Source organism: Hyphomicrobium sp. B1 (genome assembly GCF_049532635.1).
Classification (GTDB): domain Bacteria; phylum Pseudomonadota; class Alphaproteobacteria; order Rhizobiales; family Hyphomicrobiaceae; genus Hyphomicrobium_B.
Genome location: NZ_CP134871.1, coordinates 1347269 through 1365210 on the forward strand (window position 1 = coordinate 1347269; position 17942 = coordinate 1365210).

Consider the following 17942-nt stretch of genomic DNA (forward strand, 5'->3'; position numbering starts at 1 on the left):
CAAAAGAGCGACACGAAGTCCATGACGTCTCCAACCAAACGCCGGGAAGCACCGTCCGAGCCGCTGAAACGCGTCCTCGGGCCGGCCGTGCGCGCCATTGCGGGTGATGGCGAAGTCGAAGTCGATTTCGGCCCCGGTAAGGGCGACGTGTCGGGCAAGGCCGTGCACCTGCCGGACTTGCCGCGTGCTCCATCCGCGAAAGACGTCGCGTTGGCGCGTGGCTGGGCCGATAGTCTTGCTCTGCGTATCGGCTGTCATGACGCCAAGGTTCATCGCCGCATCGCGCCGCCTGCCGGTCCCGCCCGTGCCGTCTTCGAAGCCGCCGAACGCGCACGCGTCGAAGGCTTGGGCTCGGCTCGCATGCCCGGCATGGCGGCCAATCTCACCGCGCGTCTGGAAGACCACTACAGTCATGGTCGTTTTCGGTCCGTCGCAACGCGCGCCGAAGCTCCGCTCGAAGATGCGCTCGCGCTTCTCATTCGCGAACGATTGACCGGCCAAGCTCCGCCTGCATCGACGAAGGGCCTCGTCGACGTCTGGCGTTCCGTGATCGAAGGGCGTGGTGGCAAGCTTTTGAACAAGCTGGAGGCGCTCTCGGAAAACCAAGAGCAATTCGGCCGCCAGATTCGGGATCTTCTGAAGATCCTCGAAATGGCCGAGCAGAGCGACGAGCCGCAGCCGAACGACGACGAGGAAGAAAACGACGAAGGTTCGGCCGAAGGCGGCTCGGAAGATTCCGACGAGCAAAGCGAGGACGCGACCGACGGTCAGGATCAGGAAAGCGAGGAGAAGCTTTCCGAAGGCGATCTCTCAGAGACCGAGGAAACGATGGAGCAGGGTTCGACCGAACCCCAAGACCTCGACGACGGCGAGATGAACGAGGAAGAGACGCCTGCGCCCTGGCGTCCGAACATGACGGTCCTCGATAATCCCGAGGCCTTCGGCTACAAGGTCTTTACGCGCGCCTATGACGAAGAGGTTAGCGCCGAAGAGCTTTCGACGCCGGAAGAATTAGAGCGTCTGCGTGCCTTCCTCGACAAAGAGCTGAAAACGCTTTCGGCTGCCGTCGCCAAGCTTGCCAATAAGCTGCAGCGCCGTCTCTTGGCGCAACAAAATCGCGGCTGGGATTTCGATCTCGAAGAAGGCCAGCTCGACGCTGCGCGCTTGACGCGCATCATCACCGATCCGACCGGCGCGCTGTCCTTCAAGCGTGAGCGCGACACTGATTTCCGCGATACCGTCGTGACATTGTTGCTCGACAATTCCGGTTCGATGCGCGGCCGGCCGATCATGGTCGCGGCTTGCTGCGCCGACATTCTCGCGCGCACACTGGAGCGTTGCGGCGTCAAGGTTGAAATCCTGGGTTTCACCACCAAAGCTTGGAAGGGCGGGCAGTCGCGCGAGGAGTGGCTGGCGGCAGGCAAGCCGCCCGCGCCGGGCCGCCTCAACGATCTTCGCCACATCATCTACAAGACGGCGGATGCCCCGTGGCGACGCGCCAAAAACTCCCTCGCCCTGATGATGCGCGAAGGTCTTCTGAAGGAAAATATCGACGGCGAAGCATTGGCCTGGGCGCATGCTCGCCTTGTTAATCGGCCCGAGCAGCGCCGCATTCTGATGATGATCTCCGACGGCGCGCCGGTCGACGACTCGACGCTCTCGGTGAACTCAGGCAGCTACCTCGAACAACACTTGCGCCAAGTGATCCACGAGATTGAAAATCATTCACCGGTCGAATTGATCGCCATCGGCATCGGTCATGACGTGACGCGCTATTATCAGCGCGCCGTCACCATTACCGATGCGTCGGAACTGGCCGGCGCGATGACGGAGAAACTCGTCGAACTGTTCGATGAGCATCACGAAGCCGACAAGGCGGCCGCCACGCGCCGCAAGCACGCGCGCGTTCATTGAGGGCTATCGGTGGCGGCGCTTTTTCTCCGACGATTTGCAGTCGCGATCGCCGTTTTAAGCGTTGGCGCGAGTTCGGTTCTGGCGGACGAGAAGCCAGACATCTCGACATTGAAGTCGGCACCGATCACTGTCGAAGCTCGGCCGATTTCTACGTTTTCGCGCACCGGTGAGGACCGGCCGCTCGGCAAATTGAAGTTCGTGGGCGGCCTCGTCCTGACGTCGCCGTCACCCTATTTCGGTGGCTGGTCGGGCCTGTTGCTGAGCGACGATGCGAAATCTCTTCTCGCTCTGTCTGACACTGGCGTCTGGATGACGGGCAACCTGACCTATGCAGGAATACGCCCCTCCGGCATCGTGGACGCGCGCCTGGGGCCGCTGTTGGAAAAATCCGGCCGCCCCATCCAGCGCGTCCGTGATCGCGATTCTGAATCGATCGCGCTCGAAGGTGGCGCCTTTCAGAATGGCTCCGTCCTCGTTGGTTTCGAGGGCCGTCACCGCATCGAACGCTTCAGGCTCGGCCCGAAAAATATTCAGGCAACCGGCATCGCCCTCAGGATCCCTGCCGCGGCCGTGCACATGGACCAGAACAAAGGCTTCGAAGCGCTCACGATCTTGAAGGGCGGCCCGTACAAAGGCTGGCCGATCGCATTTTCGGAGCGGCTTTATGATCCGGCCCGCAATCATACCGGCTGGGTCTGGACCAAAGCCGGACCACAAACCTTCCATCTGAAAAACGTCGGCGACTTCGACATCACCGACGTTGCCAGCCTCGATGACGGCACGATCTTCGTTTTGGAGCGCCGCTTCCGCTGGCTAGAAGGCGTCAAGATGCGCCTCGTGCGCATCGCGCCCGACGCTCTCGCTCCAGGACGCACGATCGAGGGCGAAACTCTCATCGACGCCGACATGGCTGATAATATTGACAACATGGAAGGTTTAGCAGCCACACGGCTGAAGTCCGGAGAGGTGCTGCTCACCATGATCTCGGATGACAACTTCAATCACGTCATCCAGCGCACAGTGCTGCTGCAGTTTCTGTTGCAAGGATCCAGGCAAGCGAAAGCCCGGCTGCCGAACTAGGCCACCGGGCTAAAACGATCCGCAAATTGCGTCGAAAGATCAGGCGGCCTTGGCGGCGGCCTGGACCTTCTGAATCTCGCGCTTGAGCTTCAGGCAGGTCTGCGACAGCTCATTGTTGTTCGCCTTCAGGAGGAAGGCATCGAGGCCGCCGCGGTGTTCGACCGACTTCAGCGCCCGTGCCGACACGCGCAAACGAACCTTGCGGCCGAGCAGTTCGCTCATCAGCGTCACGTGGCAAAGGTTCGGACGAAACGTGCGTTTCGTCTTGTTCTCAGCGTGGCTCCGGAGGTTACCCGAGAGGGGCAAAGTCCCCATGAGCTCGCAGCGCCTGGTCATAACACTCTCCTATGCCGCACCCTCAAACCGGGGCGGTCGATCGAAAACTTGCTGTTTCAGCAAAAAATAGCGCCCCGCAAGCCGAGCCTGCGGGGGTTTCGGGTGCTGTATAATTGACAGGACCGATGCCCGTCAAGACGGGCAGCGACGATTGCAGTAGCCCGCCTAGTCGCCCTCTCCGAACCCGCCCAAAGTCCAAGAATAGTCGCAAATTCTGACTATCAGGGCCCCTTCGCCCAAGGGCAAGTAGGGAAACACGATGGCGATATCGGGAGCCGGTGCGCGGAGGCGGGGCGCCTTCTGCAGCCTTTTCGCGGTTGCCGCCACCACTTTTCCGCTCGAGAGCGCCTCGGCCATTGGTCCCAATTGGCCGACGGAGGTGGTTGCGACCTATAAGCTTGCCTTCGCAGGCTTCGACGTCGGGGCCTACCAATTCAACGCCCGTTTCAATAACGGAACCTACGACGCCCAAGCACACGCCAAAGTTTCGGCATTTTTCGGCGCGTTTAAATGGGCGGGCAATTTCTCCGGCAAAGGAGCCCTGGAGCCCTCGGGCCTTCGCCCCGCAGCCTTCGAAATGAGTTACAAAAAGAAGAAAAAATTTGTCTCCGTCAAAATTGGCTTCGCCGGGCGCGCGGTGACCGCCGTCGCCCTGGTTCCTAATAAGCCCCCCTCACCGGATACGATCAAGCTGAAGCCCGAAAATTTGAAGAATGTATTCGATCCGATGGCGGCGATGATCTCGGTATCCGACGCCAAGCCCTCCGACGCCTGCAACCGGGTAATTCCGGTATTCGACGGCAAGGCACGCTATGATTTGCACTTCACTTTCAAAGGTCGCGAGCCCCTCACCGAGCGCCGTCCGTCCGGCCAGCCCAAGGAGCTTATCGTGTGCCGGGTCAAATATGTGCCTATTGCCGGGCATAAGCCGAAAGATTTCACCGATCCCTGGATCGATTACAATAATATCGAGTTTGCGCTTCGGGCCGTGCCGAGGGCCGGAATCTACGTTCCCTACCGGGTCACGATCCCTTCCCCCATCGGCAACGCCGTCATGACCGCTAATACAATTAACATCACCTCGGCTAACAACCAGCAGATCGCGCTGACGCAGTAACACGCGTGGCGCTCGAGGATTTGAGGCGGTGTGACGCTCTTTGTCCGCCGACCGAATAATCCTTGATCTCTAGGCCCTCCTCTGCAATGCCAGGGCTCGATCGGAGTCAATGCAACATATGGCAAGTGATCTGGAAGCCCGCATCCGAAACGTGACGGCGGTGCTCGGACCCACCAATACCGGTAAGACGCACCTCGCCATCGAGCGGATGCTGGGCCACGAAAGTGGCATGATCGGCCTGCCGCTGCGCCTGCTCGCGCGCGAGGTCTATGATCGCATCAAGCAGCGCGTGGGCGCGGACAAGGTCGCCCTCATTACCGGCGAAGAAAAAATCAAGCCGGAGCGCGCCCGTTATTGGGTGTCGACCGTCGAAGCGATGCCGCGCGACATCGATGTTGATTTCCTGGCGATTGACGAAATCCAGCTTTGCGGCGATCCCGAGCGCGGTCACGTCTTCACCGACCGGCTGCTGCATGCGCGCGGCCGCTCCGAGACGTTGCTGCTCGGCGCCCAGACGATGCGTGACGCCATCTCGGATCTTATCCCCGGCGCCAACTTCATCTCGCGCCCGCGCCTGTCGAAGCTGACCTACAGCGGCGAAAAGAAAATCACCCGCCTGCCTGCACGCTCGGCAATCGTCGCGTTTTCGGCACAGGAAGTTTATGCACTCGCCGAATTGATCCGTCGCCAGCGCGGCGGCGCGGCTGTCGTGCTTGGTGCGCTCTCACCGCGCACGCGCAATGCGCAGGTCGCGCTTTATCAATCAGGCGATGTTGAATTCCTGGTTGCGACCGATGCCATCGGCATGGGCCTCAACCTTGATGTAGACCACGTAGCGTTCTCTGCGCTTCGCAAGTTCGACGGCTACAATCATCGCAATCTGACTCCGGGCGAGATTGGTCAGATCGCCGGTCGTGCCGGCCGCCACATGAACGATGGCACGTTTGGCGTCACGGGCGGCGCCGAGGCGCTCGATGCCGACATGGTGGAACGTCTCGAAACCCACAGCTTCGATAGCATTCGCACTCTGCAATGGCGCAACCGCAATCTCGATTTCTCGACGCTCGATGCGCTGCATGCGTCGCTCCGCGAACTACCGCGCGAGCAGCGTCTGACGCGCGCCCGCACCGCCGACGATGTGGCAGCACTCGAAGCCTTGACCTCGGATCGTGAAATCGCGGACATCGCCTCATCACGCCCGCGCGTCGAGCTACTTTGGGAAGTCTGCCAGCTTCCCGATTATCGCAAGATCTCCGGTCAAAGCCACTCCGAACTCGTCTCAAATCTTTACCGGTATCTGACGACCGGCGAAAATCGCATCCCCGAAGACTGGTTCTCCAAGCAGGTTGCTTTGGCGGATCGGACGGATGGTGATATCGACACGCTCGCGACCCGCATCGCGCACATTCGCACCTGGACCTTCGTCGCAAATCGACCCGATTGGCTGAAGGATCCGGCGCATTGGCAAGAGCGGACGCGCGCCATTGAAGATAGTCTCTCCGACGCCTTGCACGAGCGCCTCACTCAGAGGTTCGTGGACCGCCGGACCAGCGCTCTGATGAAAGGCATGCGGGACAAAGACGAATTGACGGCCGATATCGCCGATGACGGCGCCATCACGGTCGAAAACCACTTCGTGGGCAAGCTGAAGGGTTTCCGCTTCACGCTCGATTCCGCCGCTGACGGTATTCACGAGAAGGCGACGCGCCAGGCGGCGATGCAAGTCGTGACGCGTGAGCTGGGTATGCGGGCGCGTCGCGTTGCGGCGGCGCAGAACGATGCGTTCAAGCTCGCGCGCAACGGCATGATCATCTGGCGCGACGATGAAATCGCCAAGCTAGAACCTGCCGAAGATCCGCTGCAGCCGTCCGTTACGCTTATTGCCGACGAGACGATGAGCGAGTCCGATCGTGAAAAGGTTCAGGCCCGCATCAAGACCTGGGTCGACGATACGATCGCCGACAAGCTGAAGCCGCTCGTCGAGATGTCGAAGAGCGCCGAGCTTCAAGGCTTGGCGCGCGGCATCGCATTTCAGTTGAAGGAAGGCCTAGGCGCCTTGAAGCGCGAGACGGTCGCCGACGACATCAACGCGCTCGACCAGGCCGCGCGCGCTGAACTACGCAAGTACGGCTTGCGGTTTGGCGCTTTCAACATCTTTTTCCCGATCATGTTGAAGCCTGCTCCGGCCGACCTTGCGGCGACGCTGTGGCTTCTGAAGCATCCGTCCGAAAACGGCGTCGTGCCGCAATTGCCCCGGCCCGGCTTGACGTCGGTCGTGGTCGATCCTGCGACGCCCGAAGCGCTCTATCGCGCGCATGGCTTCCACGTCTGCGGCCCGCGCGCCATTCGTCTCGATATTCTTGAGCGTCTGGCCGATTTGATCCGGCCGCTGCTCGCATGGCGCTCCGGTCCCGGCAAGACGGACGCCCCGAAAGGCTCGACGGGCGATGGCGGTTTCCGTGCCACCGACGACATGATGTCGATCCTCGGATGCTCGGCCGAAGAGCTTGGTGAAGTGTTGAAAGCCCTCGGCTTCCGCCTCGAACGCCGACCGATCGCGGTTGAAGCCGCGCCTGCGGCTCCGGTTGCTGAGCCGGAAGCAGCTCCGTCGGCAGCCGAAGCTTCGACGGAACCCGAGAGCGAAGTCGCCGCGGCCCCGGCAGAGGTCGGTGCCGAAGCGCCAGTTGAAACGCCGCCAGCAGCTGCTGAGGCTCCGCCCGTGGCGGAAGCGGTCGCTTCCGTGGATGCGGGTTCCGATGCAGCCGCTGCGATGGCTCCCGATACGTCCGCGGTGTCGGCTCCGGCGTCGGAAGAACCCAAGTTCGAAGAGATCTGGCGCCCGCGCCGTCATCAGCGTCCCGAACGCCGTGACGGACAGCGTCGCGATGGACAACAGCGCCGCGACGGTGGTCACGGACGGCATCGCTACGGCAACCGTCATCAACAGCCGCAAGCAACCGTCGCAGGCGAAGGTGCAACCGCCGCGCCCGCCGCAGACGCCTCGGGTGCGGGCGGCGAGCAACGCTCCGACCGGCAGCATGATCGCAACCGCCACTCCGACCGGCGCGATAATCGCCAGCGGTTCGAAGGTCGCAACAACGACGATCGCCGCAACGATCGCAGGGACGAGGGTGGTCGCCCTCGTCGCGACGATGATCGTAAGGGACGCCGTGATGATGGCCGCCGCCGCGAAGATCGGCGTTCACCGCAGGTGATCACGGCCGCGCCGCCAAAGTCGGCTGGAGGCGATGCCTCATCGCCGTTCGCGGCGCTGGCGGCGCTCAAGGCTCAAATGGAGAAACGGAGCGAAGGCTCCGGATCGACCTGACGAGATGCCGGACGCGGATCGCGCCGCGCTGCAGCGGATCGACCAGTGGCTGTGGTTCGCCCGGATTGCGAAATCCCGGACATTGGCGCAGGCGCTGATTGAACGTGGCAAGGTGCGCGTCAACCGTGTGAAGATCGATAAGGCGAGTACAATCGTGCGGCCGGGCGACGTCCTGACCCTCTCGCTTGGCCCCCGCGTCATCAGTGTCGAGATTCTCGGCATTGGCGCTAGGCGTGGACCGGCTCCTGAGGCCCAGGCGCTTTATCGTGACCTGACACCCCGGCAGTTGCCGCCAGCGTCGGGGGGAGTGCCGGAGGCGAGCGGAAGCGATATTGTCATGCAGGTGCCGTCCCGTCCCGAAGGCAGCGGCCGGCCGACGAAGCGCGAACGGCGTCTGATCGACAAATTCAGGGGACGGCACTGAAACTGTGACGCCCGGTCCACCTAGGCAGCCGTTGTGCCTATGGTAATAAGGGCGCCGCTCGAACCAGAGATTGCTTCGCGACGCCACGCTGGAGCGTTGGCCGTTACAAGAATTAGGAATTCGAATGACCTACGTCGTCAACGAGAAATGCATCAAGTGCAAATACACCGATTGCGTAGAGGTCTGTCCGGTCGACTGTTTCTATGAAGGGGAGAACATGCTCGTCATCCACCCCGACGAGTGCATCGACTGTGGCGTCTGCGAACCGGAGTGCCCTGCTGACGCTATCAAGCCCGACACCGAACCGGACATGGAAAAGTGGATGGAGCTCAACCGCCAGTATGCGGACGCTTGGCCGAACATCACCGCCAAGAAGGCTGCGCTGCCCGACGCCGATGCGGTTAAAGACGAGCCGAACAAGTTTGAAAAATATTTTTCACCAAATCCGGGATCAGGGGATTGATTTTGCGCCAAACAGCGACTCTTGCAACCCGTTAGGGCATCTCTTACATAAGCCGTTGGTTTAGCGCGTTAATTTAAATGCGGCCTTAAGCTCGTCGAGATTGTCTCAGAACCCGACACTTCAATTACCGTCAAGACTGTGTTAGTGTCAGTTGCGATGGCGTTAAGTCTGCACAAATCCGGAACGGCCGCGAACAAAAGGGGGCTGCTCAACTCTGAAGAGCAGCAACCAATAAGACGTTATGGGGCGTCAACGGGCCAATTCAGAGTCGGACGGGATTTGCGAAGCTAGGCCACAAATGAGCGCGCAGGGGACGGCCTCTCGTAAAGACGAGGCACGGATCAATGCGCGCGTGCCGTTCGGACGTCGTCTCGTCCGCGGCACGGATGCTCCGTCCTTAAGGTAGGGCGGACTGACGGCAGAGCCGGCCCCCCGGCGACGCCCAGTATGCGAGAGTGAGAGATCGATATGGCTCAAAAGAAGAAAGCTCCGGTCAGCCCCAAGTCCGCAGCCAAAACTGCCGTCCGTAAGTCCATGCCTTTGAAGGTGAGCGCAAGCGCCAATAAGGTCGCGAAGCCGTCTGCCAAAGCCAAAGCCGAACCGCCAACGAAATCCAAGCTCGCGCCGACCTCCAGCTCGAAACCCGCAACGCCGACGAAGAAGGCAGCGCCCGTCGCGGCGAAGCCCGTAAAGGTCGAGGCAGCTCCGGCCGCCAAGAAGCCTGTCGCAGGGCCGACGCCGGTCGCGCCGCACATCGCCGCTGCTCAATTGAATGCCAAGGTCGCCGCTGCAGCCGCGCCTCAGCGCACTGTTGCCGTGCCTGCAAATGCGCACAAGGCCGCCAGCCAGAAGATTTCGGCGCCAGTCGCAGGCACACAGCAGTCTGCTGCACCGAAGGAAGCCGCTGAGAAATCTGCCGCTGCGCGCCAGATCCTTGCGGTTCAGAAGAAACCCGTCAATCAGCGCCACGGCTTCAAAGCCAACGAATTCATTGTTTATCCCGCTCACGGCGTCGGCCGCATCGTCGGCATCGAGGAGCAGGAAATCGCCGGCATGTCGCTTGAGCTTTTCGTCATCACTTTCGACAAGGAGAAGCTGACGCTGCGCGTCCCGACCGGCAAGCTGGCCAGCGTCGGAATGCGCAAGCTGGCGGACGAAGGCCAAGTTAAAAAGGCGATGGAAACGCTGAAAGGCCGCGCCCGCATCAAACGTACGATGTGGAGCCGCCGCGCGCAGGAATACGTCGCGAAGATCAACTCCGGCGATCTCATCTCGATCGCTGAGGTTGTTCGCGATCTCTATCGTTCCGAAGCGCAGCCCGAGCAGTCGTACTCTGAGCGTCAGCTCTACGAAGACGCGCTCGACCGCATGGCCCGTGAACTCGCCGCCGTGGAAAAGCTTGACGAGCGCGGCGCCGTTCAGCGCATCACGGACATTCTCTCCAAGAGCGCCAAAGGCCGCCGCTTGGCGGAAGCTGAATCGCCGGTCGAGGAAGAAGAAGCCGCCTAACGGCTTCAAAGAGACTTCAAGTTTACAGCGCTCGGTTCCGCACCTTCCGGCTGGGCCGGGCGCGCTTCTTTTGGAGGCTCTGTCTGCGAAGCTGCCGCATCGGCTGCCGTTTCAAGCTGAGACGGATCGGCGATATCGATCAGCGGGCCGTTGCGCCGTTCGATCCAGCCGCGCACGACGACGGTGGTGTTTGCCAGCGCATCGAGTGAGCGATCGAAGTCCGGATTGGCGGCAAGAACTTTCTTGTCGATCCGCGCCGTGAAGTCGCTCCGCCAGTCGTTGCTGAAATTCAGGTACGTCGCGCTCTTCGTCCGCCCGACGGAAACGACCGTTCCCCCAACGCGCTCGTATTTGCCGCGCCGCTTCATGATCTCGCCCGGCCGATCGGCAGTGAGCGTGCGATAGACGCCGTTTTGCCAAAGCCCCAGGCGCCACGTCCGCGCATAGGCCTCATTGGCGACGAGTTCGTGCGTGCACGCAAAGCTTTCCGGCAATCCGTAAGCGCGTGCAAAACCGCCGCGCAACAGTGCGCCCTGTACCCAGTCTTCCCGGCCCCGGTCGATAACGAATACCTGCGCCAGCTCGCGGCCATAACGATCGAGGCGGCGGCCTGCAAACGCCAGCTTCACGCGCTTTGCCAGCACGAGATCCGATAACGCTTTGACCGTATCGGCTTCGGGTGGCCACGCGCCCTGAGCGGCGTCTGCGTCGCGCGCTCTCGGCGCCAACGCCCCTATCAATCTCACGGCCTTGCCGTCATCAAGAATGAGCGTCTCGCCGTCAATCACTCTGGTGACGGTTCGGATGGGGCCTGGCTCAAGCGTGCACGGCGGCGGAGCCTTCGCCTCTTCGGCCGCGGCGCCAAGCGGAGCGAAAAGCCCCACAGCGCCGATCAATCCTGCCCACCATCTCCCCGCCATGACACAAAGAGAGATCACACGCGCCCTTGTTCGCCAAGAGCGGATTGGCGTTGCGCACGACGAGACAAGATAAGTTTATGAGGAACCGGTCAGCCGGCCCATCTGAGAGGTATGCGGTCCCGAAACTCAGAAGCGATGAACAAAGCCGAAGCTGAATTTGTCCATGGTGGCGCTTACGTCATTGTAACCGGACGGCAGAGAATCAAAGCCCTCGTCAGAGAATTCCACCCGTTTGTATTCGAAACGCAGACTGTTGCTGTCGCTCCAAAGATATTCGATGCCGCCGCCTGCGGTCCAACCGGAGAGCATATTCGTATCGCTGGTGCCAAGACCGCCGTTCCGCACTTCCAAATTGGCAAACGCATAACCGCCAGTGGCGTAGATCAAAGTGCGATCGAACAGAAGAAAACCGGCCCGCGCGCCGACCGATCCGTCGAAGTCGGCATGCGCTTTGAAGCCCGAGATCCCGTCTACCCGAGAGCTGTCGCCATAGAGGAAATCGTAGCTCAAATCCGCGGTCGGTCCGAAAATGATGTTGCCAAAACGGAAGTCATAACCGCCCGACGCGCCGAGCGTGATGCCATCAGCGCTGCCGAGCCGATTAAACGACATGGTGTTATAGCCGATCGACGGTTTCCAGTAGAAACCCTCCCACGATGAGGCGAGCGGCTTCTCGGCATAGTTGGGAACGACGAGGTTATAGGGGTAGTCCATGCTGCCGATGGGTTTCACCTCTTCGGGAAGGCTCTGAGCCATTGCGCCGCCCGCGGGCAACAGAATGGTCGACAAGGCCAGCGCGAACAGTGACTTTTTCATCGGAGCATTCCCTCGCGTCATGACCACTTCCCAACGTCAGCCAGGAGGTCCGATTTTCCAGGTTGTGCGTCAACCGGAATGCTTCGGATATCCCGCCCATAAAACAGATGACGTTGAGTTTTCTTCCCCACCTTCGGCCAGCGTGCTGTCCGCGGCCATTCCATGTCCCACTGTCGGCCACGTTAAGCATTTTGAGAAGTAGGCAATTTGAAACATTTCGTATCTTGTTTCAAAGCGTTGCCCTTAGGCCCCTCGCGGCACCATGACCGCTGGCTATTTCTGGCTTCGACAGGAGCGGCTGACTCTGCAATGGCCCTAAGTGCAATTCAACCAAAAGTAGCTGATGTGAAATTCGGGCAAGCAACGCGTTCGGGGAGATGATCTAATTCGACGATGTCCGTCACGAAAGGATGGCGCCAAAGGTATCCTCCAATGAGCCGCGCTTGACCTCCGCCAGCGCTGACCGCATAGCTCTTGGCACCCGCCGCAGGGCCGGGAAATCGAACTGACGAAGTGCGGCCGCAAGGCCAGGGCCGGCCCCGTAGCTCAGCTGGATAGAGCAACGGTTTCCTAAACCGTAGGTCGCAGGTTCAAATCCTGCCGGGGTCGCCAATCGCGAGGCAGGGCTGCGGACGCCTTCAGGGGTGCCGTCGCGGATTTAAGGAGAGCATCGCGGGAATGGCGGCCAAGATCGAGGTCACGATCGCCGATCAAAATCCGGTCGTACGCGCAGGTCTCGACGCGCTGATTGAGCGTGACGGGCGCTTTACCGTATGCGGTGTGCACCCGACGGGTGAATCGTTGCTCAACGCTCTTAAGACAAAGCCGGTCGAGATCGCCGTCGTCGGCTGGACATTGCCGGACATGACCGGCGGAGCCGTGCTTCAGCGTATCAAGCAAGAGAAGTGGCAGACCCGAATCATCATCTACACGGGCGAGCGTTCCAACGAGGTGCTACGGCAAGCCATCAAAGGCGGTGCCTGGGGCTTCGTCTCTAAGACCGAAGATCCGCAGGTTCTGCTCGAAGCTGTCGTTTCGGTCGCGCGTGGCCGCTTGTCGCTGCCGTATGTCGATATTGATCTTTTGAACCATGACCCGCTCGAAGGTCTGACGGCGCGCGAACGTGAGTTGCTTGCTGCACTTGCGAACGGCTGGACCAACTTGCAGATCGCGGCGCGCACCGGCATTTCGCGCAACACGGTGAAATACCATCTGAAAAATTTGTACGACAAATTGGGCGTTTCGAATCGCGCCATGGCTGTTGCACTGCATGTCTCCGTTAACCGTTCGGAGCAGCAATAACGCTGTCGCAAAAAGGCGCTGAATTGCAGCACCAAAGCACGACGAGGTGGGTAGCTCATCCTGCCCAACAGGGTGTTGATAGATTTCCGTTCCCACCGTCACTGTCCGCCTGCTAGTTAAGATTTGACGCCCGCAACTGCGATCGGGCGGAAGGATCAGCAAAAGCAATGCCGGAACGTCTCCCCTGCTGCGTCGGGGATCGTCGGCTTGGCACAACGCAGCGTGGAGGAGCGCTTCATATGAATTTGATTACGCCACATCTCTTCATTCCCGGCCCGACCACGATTCCGGATGCCGTGCGGATGGCCATGAACGTTCCGATGGAGGACATGCGTTCTCCGGAATTCCCGAAGTTCACGCTTCCGATCTTCGAGGACTTGAAGAAGGTCTTCAAGATGAAGGACGGCCGCGTTTTTATTTTCCCGTCGTCGGGCACCGGCGCTTGGGAATCGGCGATCGAGAACACGCTGGCCCCTGGCGACAAAGTTCTGATGAGCCGCTTCGGTCAGTTCTCGCTTCTCTGGGTCGATATGGCTGAGCGTCTCGGCCTCAAGGTCGAGCTGTGCGACGAAGAGTGGGGTACGGGCGTGCCGCTCGAAAAGTACGCCGATATCCTCGCTAAGGATAAGAACCACGAGATCAAGGCCGTCTTCGCCACGCACAACGAAACTGCGACGGGCGTGACGTCCGATATCGCCGGCGTTCGCAAGGCGCTCGACGCTGCAAAGCACCCCGCACTTCTCTTCGTTGACGGCGTTTCTTCGGTTGGCTCGCTTGAGATGCGCATGGGCGAATGGGGCGTCGACTGCTGCGTCTCCGGTTCGCAGAAGGGCTTCATGCTTCCGACCGGTCTCGGCATCCTCGCCGTCAGCCAGAAGGCACTCGACGTCAACAAGAGCGTCAACGGTCGCATGAACCGTTGCTTCTTCTCTTGGGAAGACATGATCAAGACCAACGATCTTGGCTACTTCCCCTACACGCCGGCCACGCAGCTCATTCGCGGTCTGCGCGCTTCGCTCGATCTGATCCTCGCTGAAGGCATCGACAACGTCGTCGCTCGCCATCACCGCATGGCGTCGGGCGTTCGCGCCGCTGTTGACGCTTGGGGCCTGAAGCTCTGCGCCAAGGAGCCGAAGTGGCATTCGGACACGGTGTCAGCGATCCTCGTTCCGGAAGGTGCTGATGCGAACGCCGTCCTGAAGACGGCTTACTATCGCTACAACACCTCGCTCGGAACCGGCCTCAACAAGGTCGCTGGCAAGGTGTTCCGCATCGGCCATCTCGGTGCCGTCGATGAGTTCATGGTCGGTGGTGTTCTCTTCGCTGTCGAAATGGCGCTCAAAGACTCTGGCATCAACATCAAGCTTGGCTCGGGCACGGGCGCTGCCGCGGAGTACTTCTCCAAGACAGCGACGAAGTCAGCGACGGGCGTGACGCCGGCTCAGGCCAAAGCTGCCTAACAAATTAAAAGCGCCTGGCTTCGGTTGAGGCCGGGCGCTCTTTCCCGTTCGTTTTGCGATCGAAACAAAAACACGTTCTCAAATCTAGGAAGGCAACCTCCCAATGAGCTTCTCGCAGTTCCCGCTCCGCAAACAGAGATTGCAGCGTTCATACCTCGCGGTTCCGGGCTCCAACCCGAGCATGATCGACCGCGCCATCAAGAGCGCCGCCGACTATGTCTTCCTCGATTGCGAAGACGCCGTTGCGCCGCCCGAAAAAGAGCAGGCCCGTAAGAACATCATCCAGGCGCTGAACGATCTCGATTGGAAGGGCGCCGGCAAGAGCGTCTCGGTCCGTATCAACGGCCTCGATACGCACTACATGTATCGTGACGTCGTCGACATTTGCGAGCAGGCTGGCGCCAAGCTCGACACGATCCTCATCCCGAAGGTTGGCGTTCCTGCTGACGTCTACACGGTTGAATGCATCGTCAGTCAGATCGAAGTCGCCAAGGGCCTGAAGAACCAGATCGGCACCGAGGCGCTCATCGAAACGCCGCTCGGCATGGCCAACGTCGAAGCCATTGCTTCTGCTCCGAGCCGTCTGGAATCGATGCACTTCGGTGTGGCCGATTACTCCGCCTTCAACAAGGCGCGCACCGTCGTCATCGGCGGCTTGAACCCCGATTATCCGGGCGATCAGTGGCACTTCCCGCTGTCGCGCATGACCGTTGCCTGTCGCGCTTACGGTCTTCGTCCGATCGACGGACCGTTCGGCGGCATCGACGATCCGGAAGGCTACAAGGCAGCAGCGCGCCGCGGCGCGGCTCTCGGCATGGAAGGCAAGTGGGCCATCCATCCCTCGCAGATCGAACTCGCGAACGAGATCTATTCGCCGACGGCCAAGGAAGTCGAGCGCGCTGAGCGCATTCTCGTCGCCCTGAAGGAAGCCGAAGCCCAGGGTAAGGGCGCCGCTTCTCTCGACGGCAAGATGATCGACGCAGCCTCGGAAAAGATGGCGCGTAACCTGCTCGTCACGGCTGCCGCGATCAAAGCCGCAGAAGCTGCGCGCGCGAAATAAAAAAACAGCCAGGAAACGTCGAACAATCCTAAGGAGGTCCAATAATGGACATTCACGAATATCAGGCGAAAGAGCTTCTTACGAAGTTTGGCGTGCCGATCCCCCGCGGTGGATTGGCGTATTCTCCTGAGCAGGCGACCTACCGCGCGAGCGAGCTTGGTCACCCCGTTGTCGTCAAGGCCCAGATCCATTCTGGCGCCCGCGGCAAGGCGGGCGGCGTCAAGCTCTGCCGCAACGAACGGGAGATCGAGGAAGCAGCCGAGTCGATGCTCGGTCGCAAGCTCGTCACCACCCAGACGGGACCGGCCGGCAAGCTGGTCTCGCGCCTCTACATCGAAGAAGCGACGAACATCGACCGCGAAATCTACCTCGGCTTCGTGATGGACCGCGCGGCGGAGCGCATCGTCGTCGTCGCGTCGGCAGCGGGCGGCATGGATATCGAAGAGATCTCTGCAACCCAGCCCGATACCATTATCCGCGTGCAGGTCGATCCGGCCGTCGGCATGCAGCAGTTCCAGGCGCGCGAGATCGCGTTTGGCCTCGGCGTTGATCCCGAAATCGTCAACAAGATCGTGCCTGCGATCATGGGCGCTTACCGCGCTTTCCGCGACCTCGACGCGATGATGGTTGAGATCAACCCCCTCGTCATCACCAAGGAAAAGCAGGTTCTCGCGCTAGACGCTAAGATGTCGTTTGACGAGAACGCGCTGTTCCGCCGTCCGCACATCGCCGAGCTGCGCGACAAGAGCCAGGAAGATCCTCGCGAGACGTACGCGTCCGACCGCGGCCTGTCTTACGTCGGTCTCGACGGCGACATCGGCTGCATCGTCAACGGCGCCGGTCTCGCGATGGCAACGCTCGATATGATCAAGCTCGCAGGTGGCGAACCGGCGAACTTCCTCGACATCGGCGGAGGTGCCTCGCCCGAACGCGTGACGAAATCGTTCCGCGCCGTGCTTCGCGACAGGAACGTGCGTGCCATCCTTGTCAACGTCTTCGCCGGCATCAACCGCTGCGACTGGGTTGCAAAGGGCGTCGTCGATGCCGTGAAGGAATTGAACATCACAATGCCGATTGTTGTTCGCCTCGCCGGAACGAACGTCGAGGAAGGCCGTAAGATCATCGACACCAGCGGCCTCACCGTCATCAGCGCAGAAACGCTGGCGGAAGCGGCGAAAAAGGCTGTCGAAGCAACGAAAAAAGCGGCCTAAATCCGGAGAAACGCACCAATGGCAATCTTTATCAATGAAAAGACGCCGATCCTGATCCAGGGCTTCACCGGACGTATCGGCACCTTTCACGCTCAGGAAATGATTGACTACGGCTCCAACGTCGTCGGCGGCGTGACGCCCGGCAAGGGTGGCACGTCTCACCTCGGCCGCCCGGTGTTCAACACCGTCAAGGGCGCGGTCGATGAGACCGGCGCTGAAGCTTCTATCGTCTTCGTGCCGCCGCCGTTTGCGGCCGACGCGATCATGGAAGCAGCCGACGCCGGCATCAAATACTGCGTCTGCATCACGGACGGCATTCCGGCTCAGGACATGATCCGCGTGAAGCGCTACATGCGCCGCTACAAGAAAGAAAGCCGCATGGTTCTGACCGGCCCGAACTGCGCCGGTACGATCTCGCCAGGCAAGGCGATGCTCGGCATCATGCCGGGTCACATCTACCTGCCGGGCCGCGTCGGCATCGTTGGCCGCTCGGGCACGCTCGGTTACGAGGCGGCGGAACAGCTGAAAGCGCTCGGCATCGGCGTCTCGACGTCGGTCGGCATCGGCGGCGATCCGATCAACGGTTCATCGCACCGTGACGTTCTTGAAGCTTTCGAGGCGGATCCGGAGACCGACGCCGTTCTGATGATCGGCGAAATCGGCGGCCCGCAGGAAGCCGAAGCCGGCATGTTCGCCAAAGAGCACATGAAGAAGCCCGTGATCGCCTACATCGCTGGCTTGTCGGCGCCGAAGGGCCGTCGCATGGGCCACGCCGGCGCCATCGTCTCGGCATTCGGTGAATCGGCCGCTGAAAAGGTCGAGATCCTGAAGGGCTGCGGCGTCACGATTGCGCCGACGCCGTCGGAAATGGGTTCGACCGTTGCCCAGGTCCTCGGTCAGGTCCGCAAGGTAGCTTAAGTTTGGTTCGGCCGGAGCGTGCGTGTTTTGCCTCCGGCCGTCCACTTCGCTACACTATGAATCTTCATGAGAATTCTGTCCCGC

15 protein-coding genes and 1 tRNA gene are annotated in these 17942 nt (G+C 60.8%); 13 read left to right on the forward strand and 3 right to left on the reverse strand.

Annotation, left to right across the window (positions count from 1 at the left end; all coding sequences use genetic code 11):
• Positions 1-21 precede the first annotated feature (21 nt).
• A complete protein-coding gene (gene cobT, locus RLW55_RS06585) occupies positions 22-1914 on the forward strand; it encodes a cobaltochelatase subunit CobT (RefSeq protein ID WP_409561387.1) in 1893 nt (630 codons plus the stop codon).
• Between the two features lie 9 nt (positions 1915-1923).
• On the forward strand, positions 1924-2994 hold the full coding sequence (locus RLW55_RS06590) for an esterase-like activity of phytase family protein (protein ID WP_423415941.1): 1071 nt from the start codon (positions 1924-1926) through the stop codon (positions 2992-2994).
• Between the two features lie 39 nt (positions 2995-3033).
• Here the strand turns inward: RLW55_RS06590 and rpmB are convergent, their stop codons facing one another.
• Positions 3034-3330 carry a 50S ribosomal protein L28 gene (rpmB, locus tag RLW55_RS06595; RefSeq protein ID WP_414464178.1) on the reverse strand — a complete coding sequence of 99 codons (297 nt, stop codon included), beginning with the start codon at positions 3328-3330 and terminating at the stop codon, positions 3034-3036.
• Positions 3331-3589: 259 nt separating this feature from the next.
• Here rpmB and RLW55_RS06600 point away from each other — a divergent pair, with 259 nt between their 5' ends.
• From RLW55_RS06600 to RLW55_RS06620, 5 genes are all read left to right on the forward strand, one after another.
• Positions 3590-4447 (forward strand): DUF3108 domain-containing protein, encoded by an 858-nt coding sequence (locus RLW55_RS06600; protein ID WP_423415942.1) that lies wholly within the window; start codon positions 3590-3592, stop codon positions 4445-4447.
• 118 nt (positions 4448-4565) lie between these two features.
• On the forward strand, positions 4566-7775 hold the full coding sequence (locus tag RLW55_RS06605) for a helicase-related protein (protein WP_423415943.1): 3210 nt from the start codon (positions 4566-4568) through the stop codon (positions 7773-7775).
• Positions 7776-7779: 4 nt separating this feature from the next.
• The gene (locus RLW55_RS06610; RefSeq protein WP_409561382.1) at positions 7780-8199 is read left to right on the forward strand and encodes an RNA-binding S4 domain-containing protein; all 420 of its coding nucleotides are present in this window, start codon (positions 7780-7782) and stop codon (positions 8197-8199) included.
• Between the two features lie 124 nt (positions 8200-8323).
• Positions 8324-8662: a ferredoxin FdxA gene (gene fdxA, locus RLW55_RS06615; protein ID WP_013950005.1), complete on the forward strand. Its 339-nt coding sequence runs from the start codon at positions 8324-8326 to the stop codon at positions 8660-8662.
• A gap of 468 nt (positions 8663-9130) precedes the next feature.
• A complete protein-coding gene (locus tag RLW55_RS06620) occupies positions 9131-10171 on the forward strand; it encodes a CarD family transcriptional regulator (protein ID WP_423415944.1) in 1041 nt (346 codons plus the stop codon).
• Between the two features lie 5 nt (positions 10172-10176).
• On the opposite strand, the gene RLW55_RS06625 is transcribed toward RLW55_RS06620, so the two are convergent.
• The gene (locus RLW55_RS06625; protein WP_423415945.1) at positions 10177-11109 is read right to left on the reverse strand and encodes a thermonuclease family protein; all 933 of its coding nucleotides are present in this window, start codon (positions 11107-11109) and stop codon (positions 10177-10179) included.
• A gap of 108 nt (positions 11110-11217) precedes the next feature.
• The gene (locus RLW55_RS06630) at positions 11218-11907 is read right to left on the reverse strand and encodes an outer membrane protein (RefSeq protein ID WP_409561379.1); all 690 of its coding nucleotides are present in this window, start codon (positions 11905-11907) and stop codon (positions 11218-11220) included.
• A 535-nt stretch (positions 11908-12442) separates the two neighbouring features.
• On the opposite strand from RLW55_RS06630, the gene RLW55_RS06635 reads away from it, so the two are divergent.
• The 6 genes from RLW55_RS06635 (at position 12443) to sucD (ending at position 17858) form a co-directional block, all read left to right on the forward strand.
• Positions 12443-12519 (forward strand) — tRNA-Arg (locus RLW55_RS06635).
• A 66-nt stretch (positions 12520-12585) separates the two neighbouring features.
• Positions 12586-13209 (forward strand): response regulator transcription factor, encoded by a 624-nt coding sequence (locus RLW55_RS06640; protein ID WP_409561378.1) that lies wholly within the window; start codon positions 12586-12588, stop codon positions 13207-13209.
• 239 nt (positions 13210-13448) lie between these two features.
• Entirely contained in the window at positions 13449-14669 is a 1221-nt protein-coding gene (locus RLW55_RS06645; RefSeq protein ID WP_409561377.1) for an aminotransferase class V-fold PLP-dependent enzyme, read from the forward strand.
• Positions 14670-14772: 103 nt separating this feature from the next.
• A complete protein-coding gene (locus RLW55_RS06650) occupies positions 14773-15729 on the forward strand; it encodes an HpcH/HpaI aldolase/citrate lyase family protein (protein WP_013949994.1) in 957 nt (318 codons plus the stop codon).
• Between the two features lie 44 nt (positions 15730-15773).
• The gene (locus tag RLW55_RS06655; RefSeq protein ID WP_423415946.1) at positions 15774-16940 is read left to right on the forward strand and encodes a malate--CoA ligase subunit beta; all 1167 of its coding nucleotides are present in this window, start codon (positions 15774-15776) and stop codon (positions 16938-16940) included.
• 18 nt (positions 16941-16958) lie between these two features.
• Positions 16959-17858, forward strand: a complete 900-nt coding sequence (sucD, locus tag RLW55_RS06660; RefSeq protein ID WP_024274917.1) for a succinate--CoA ligase subunit alpha — start codon at positions 16959-16961, stop codon at positions 17856-17858.
• Positions 17859-17942: the final 84 nt, after the last annotated feature.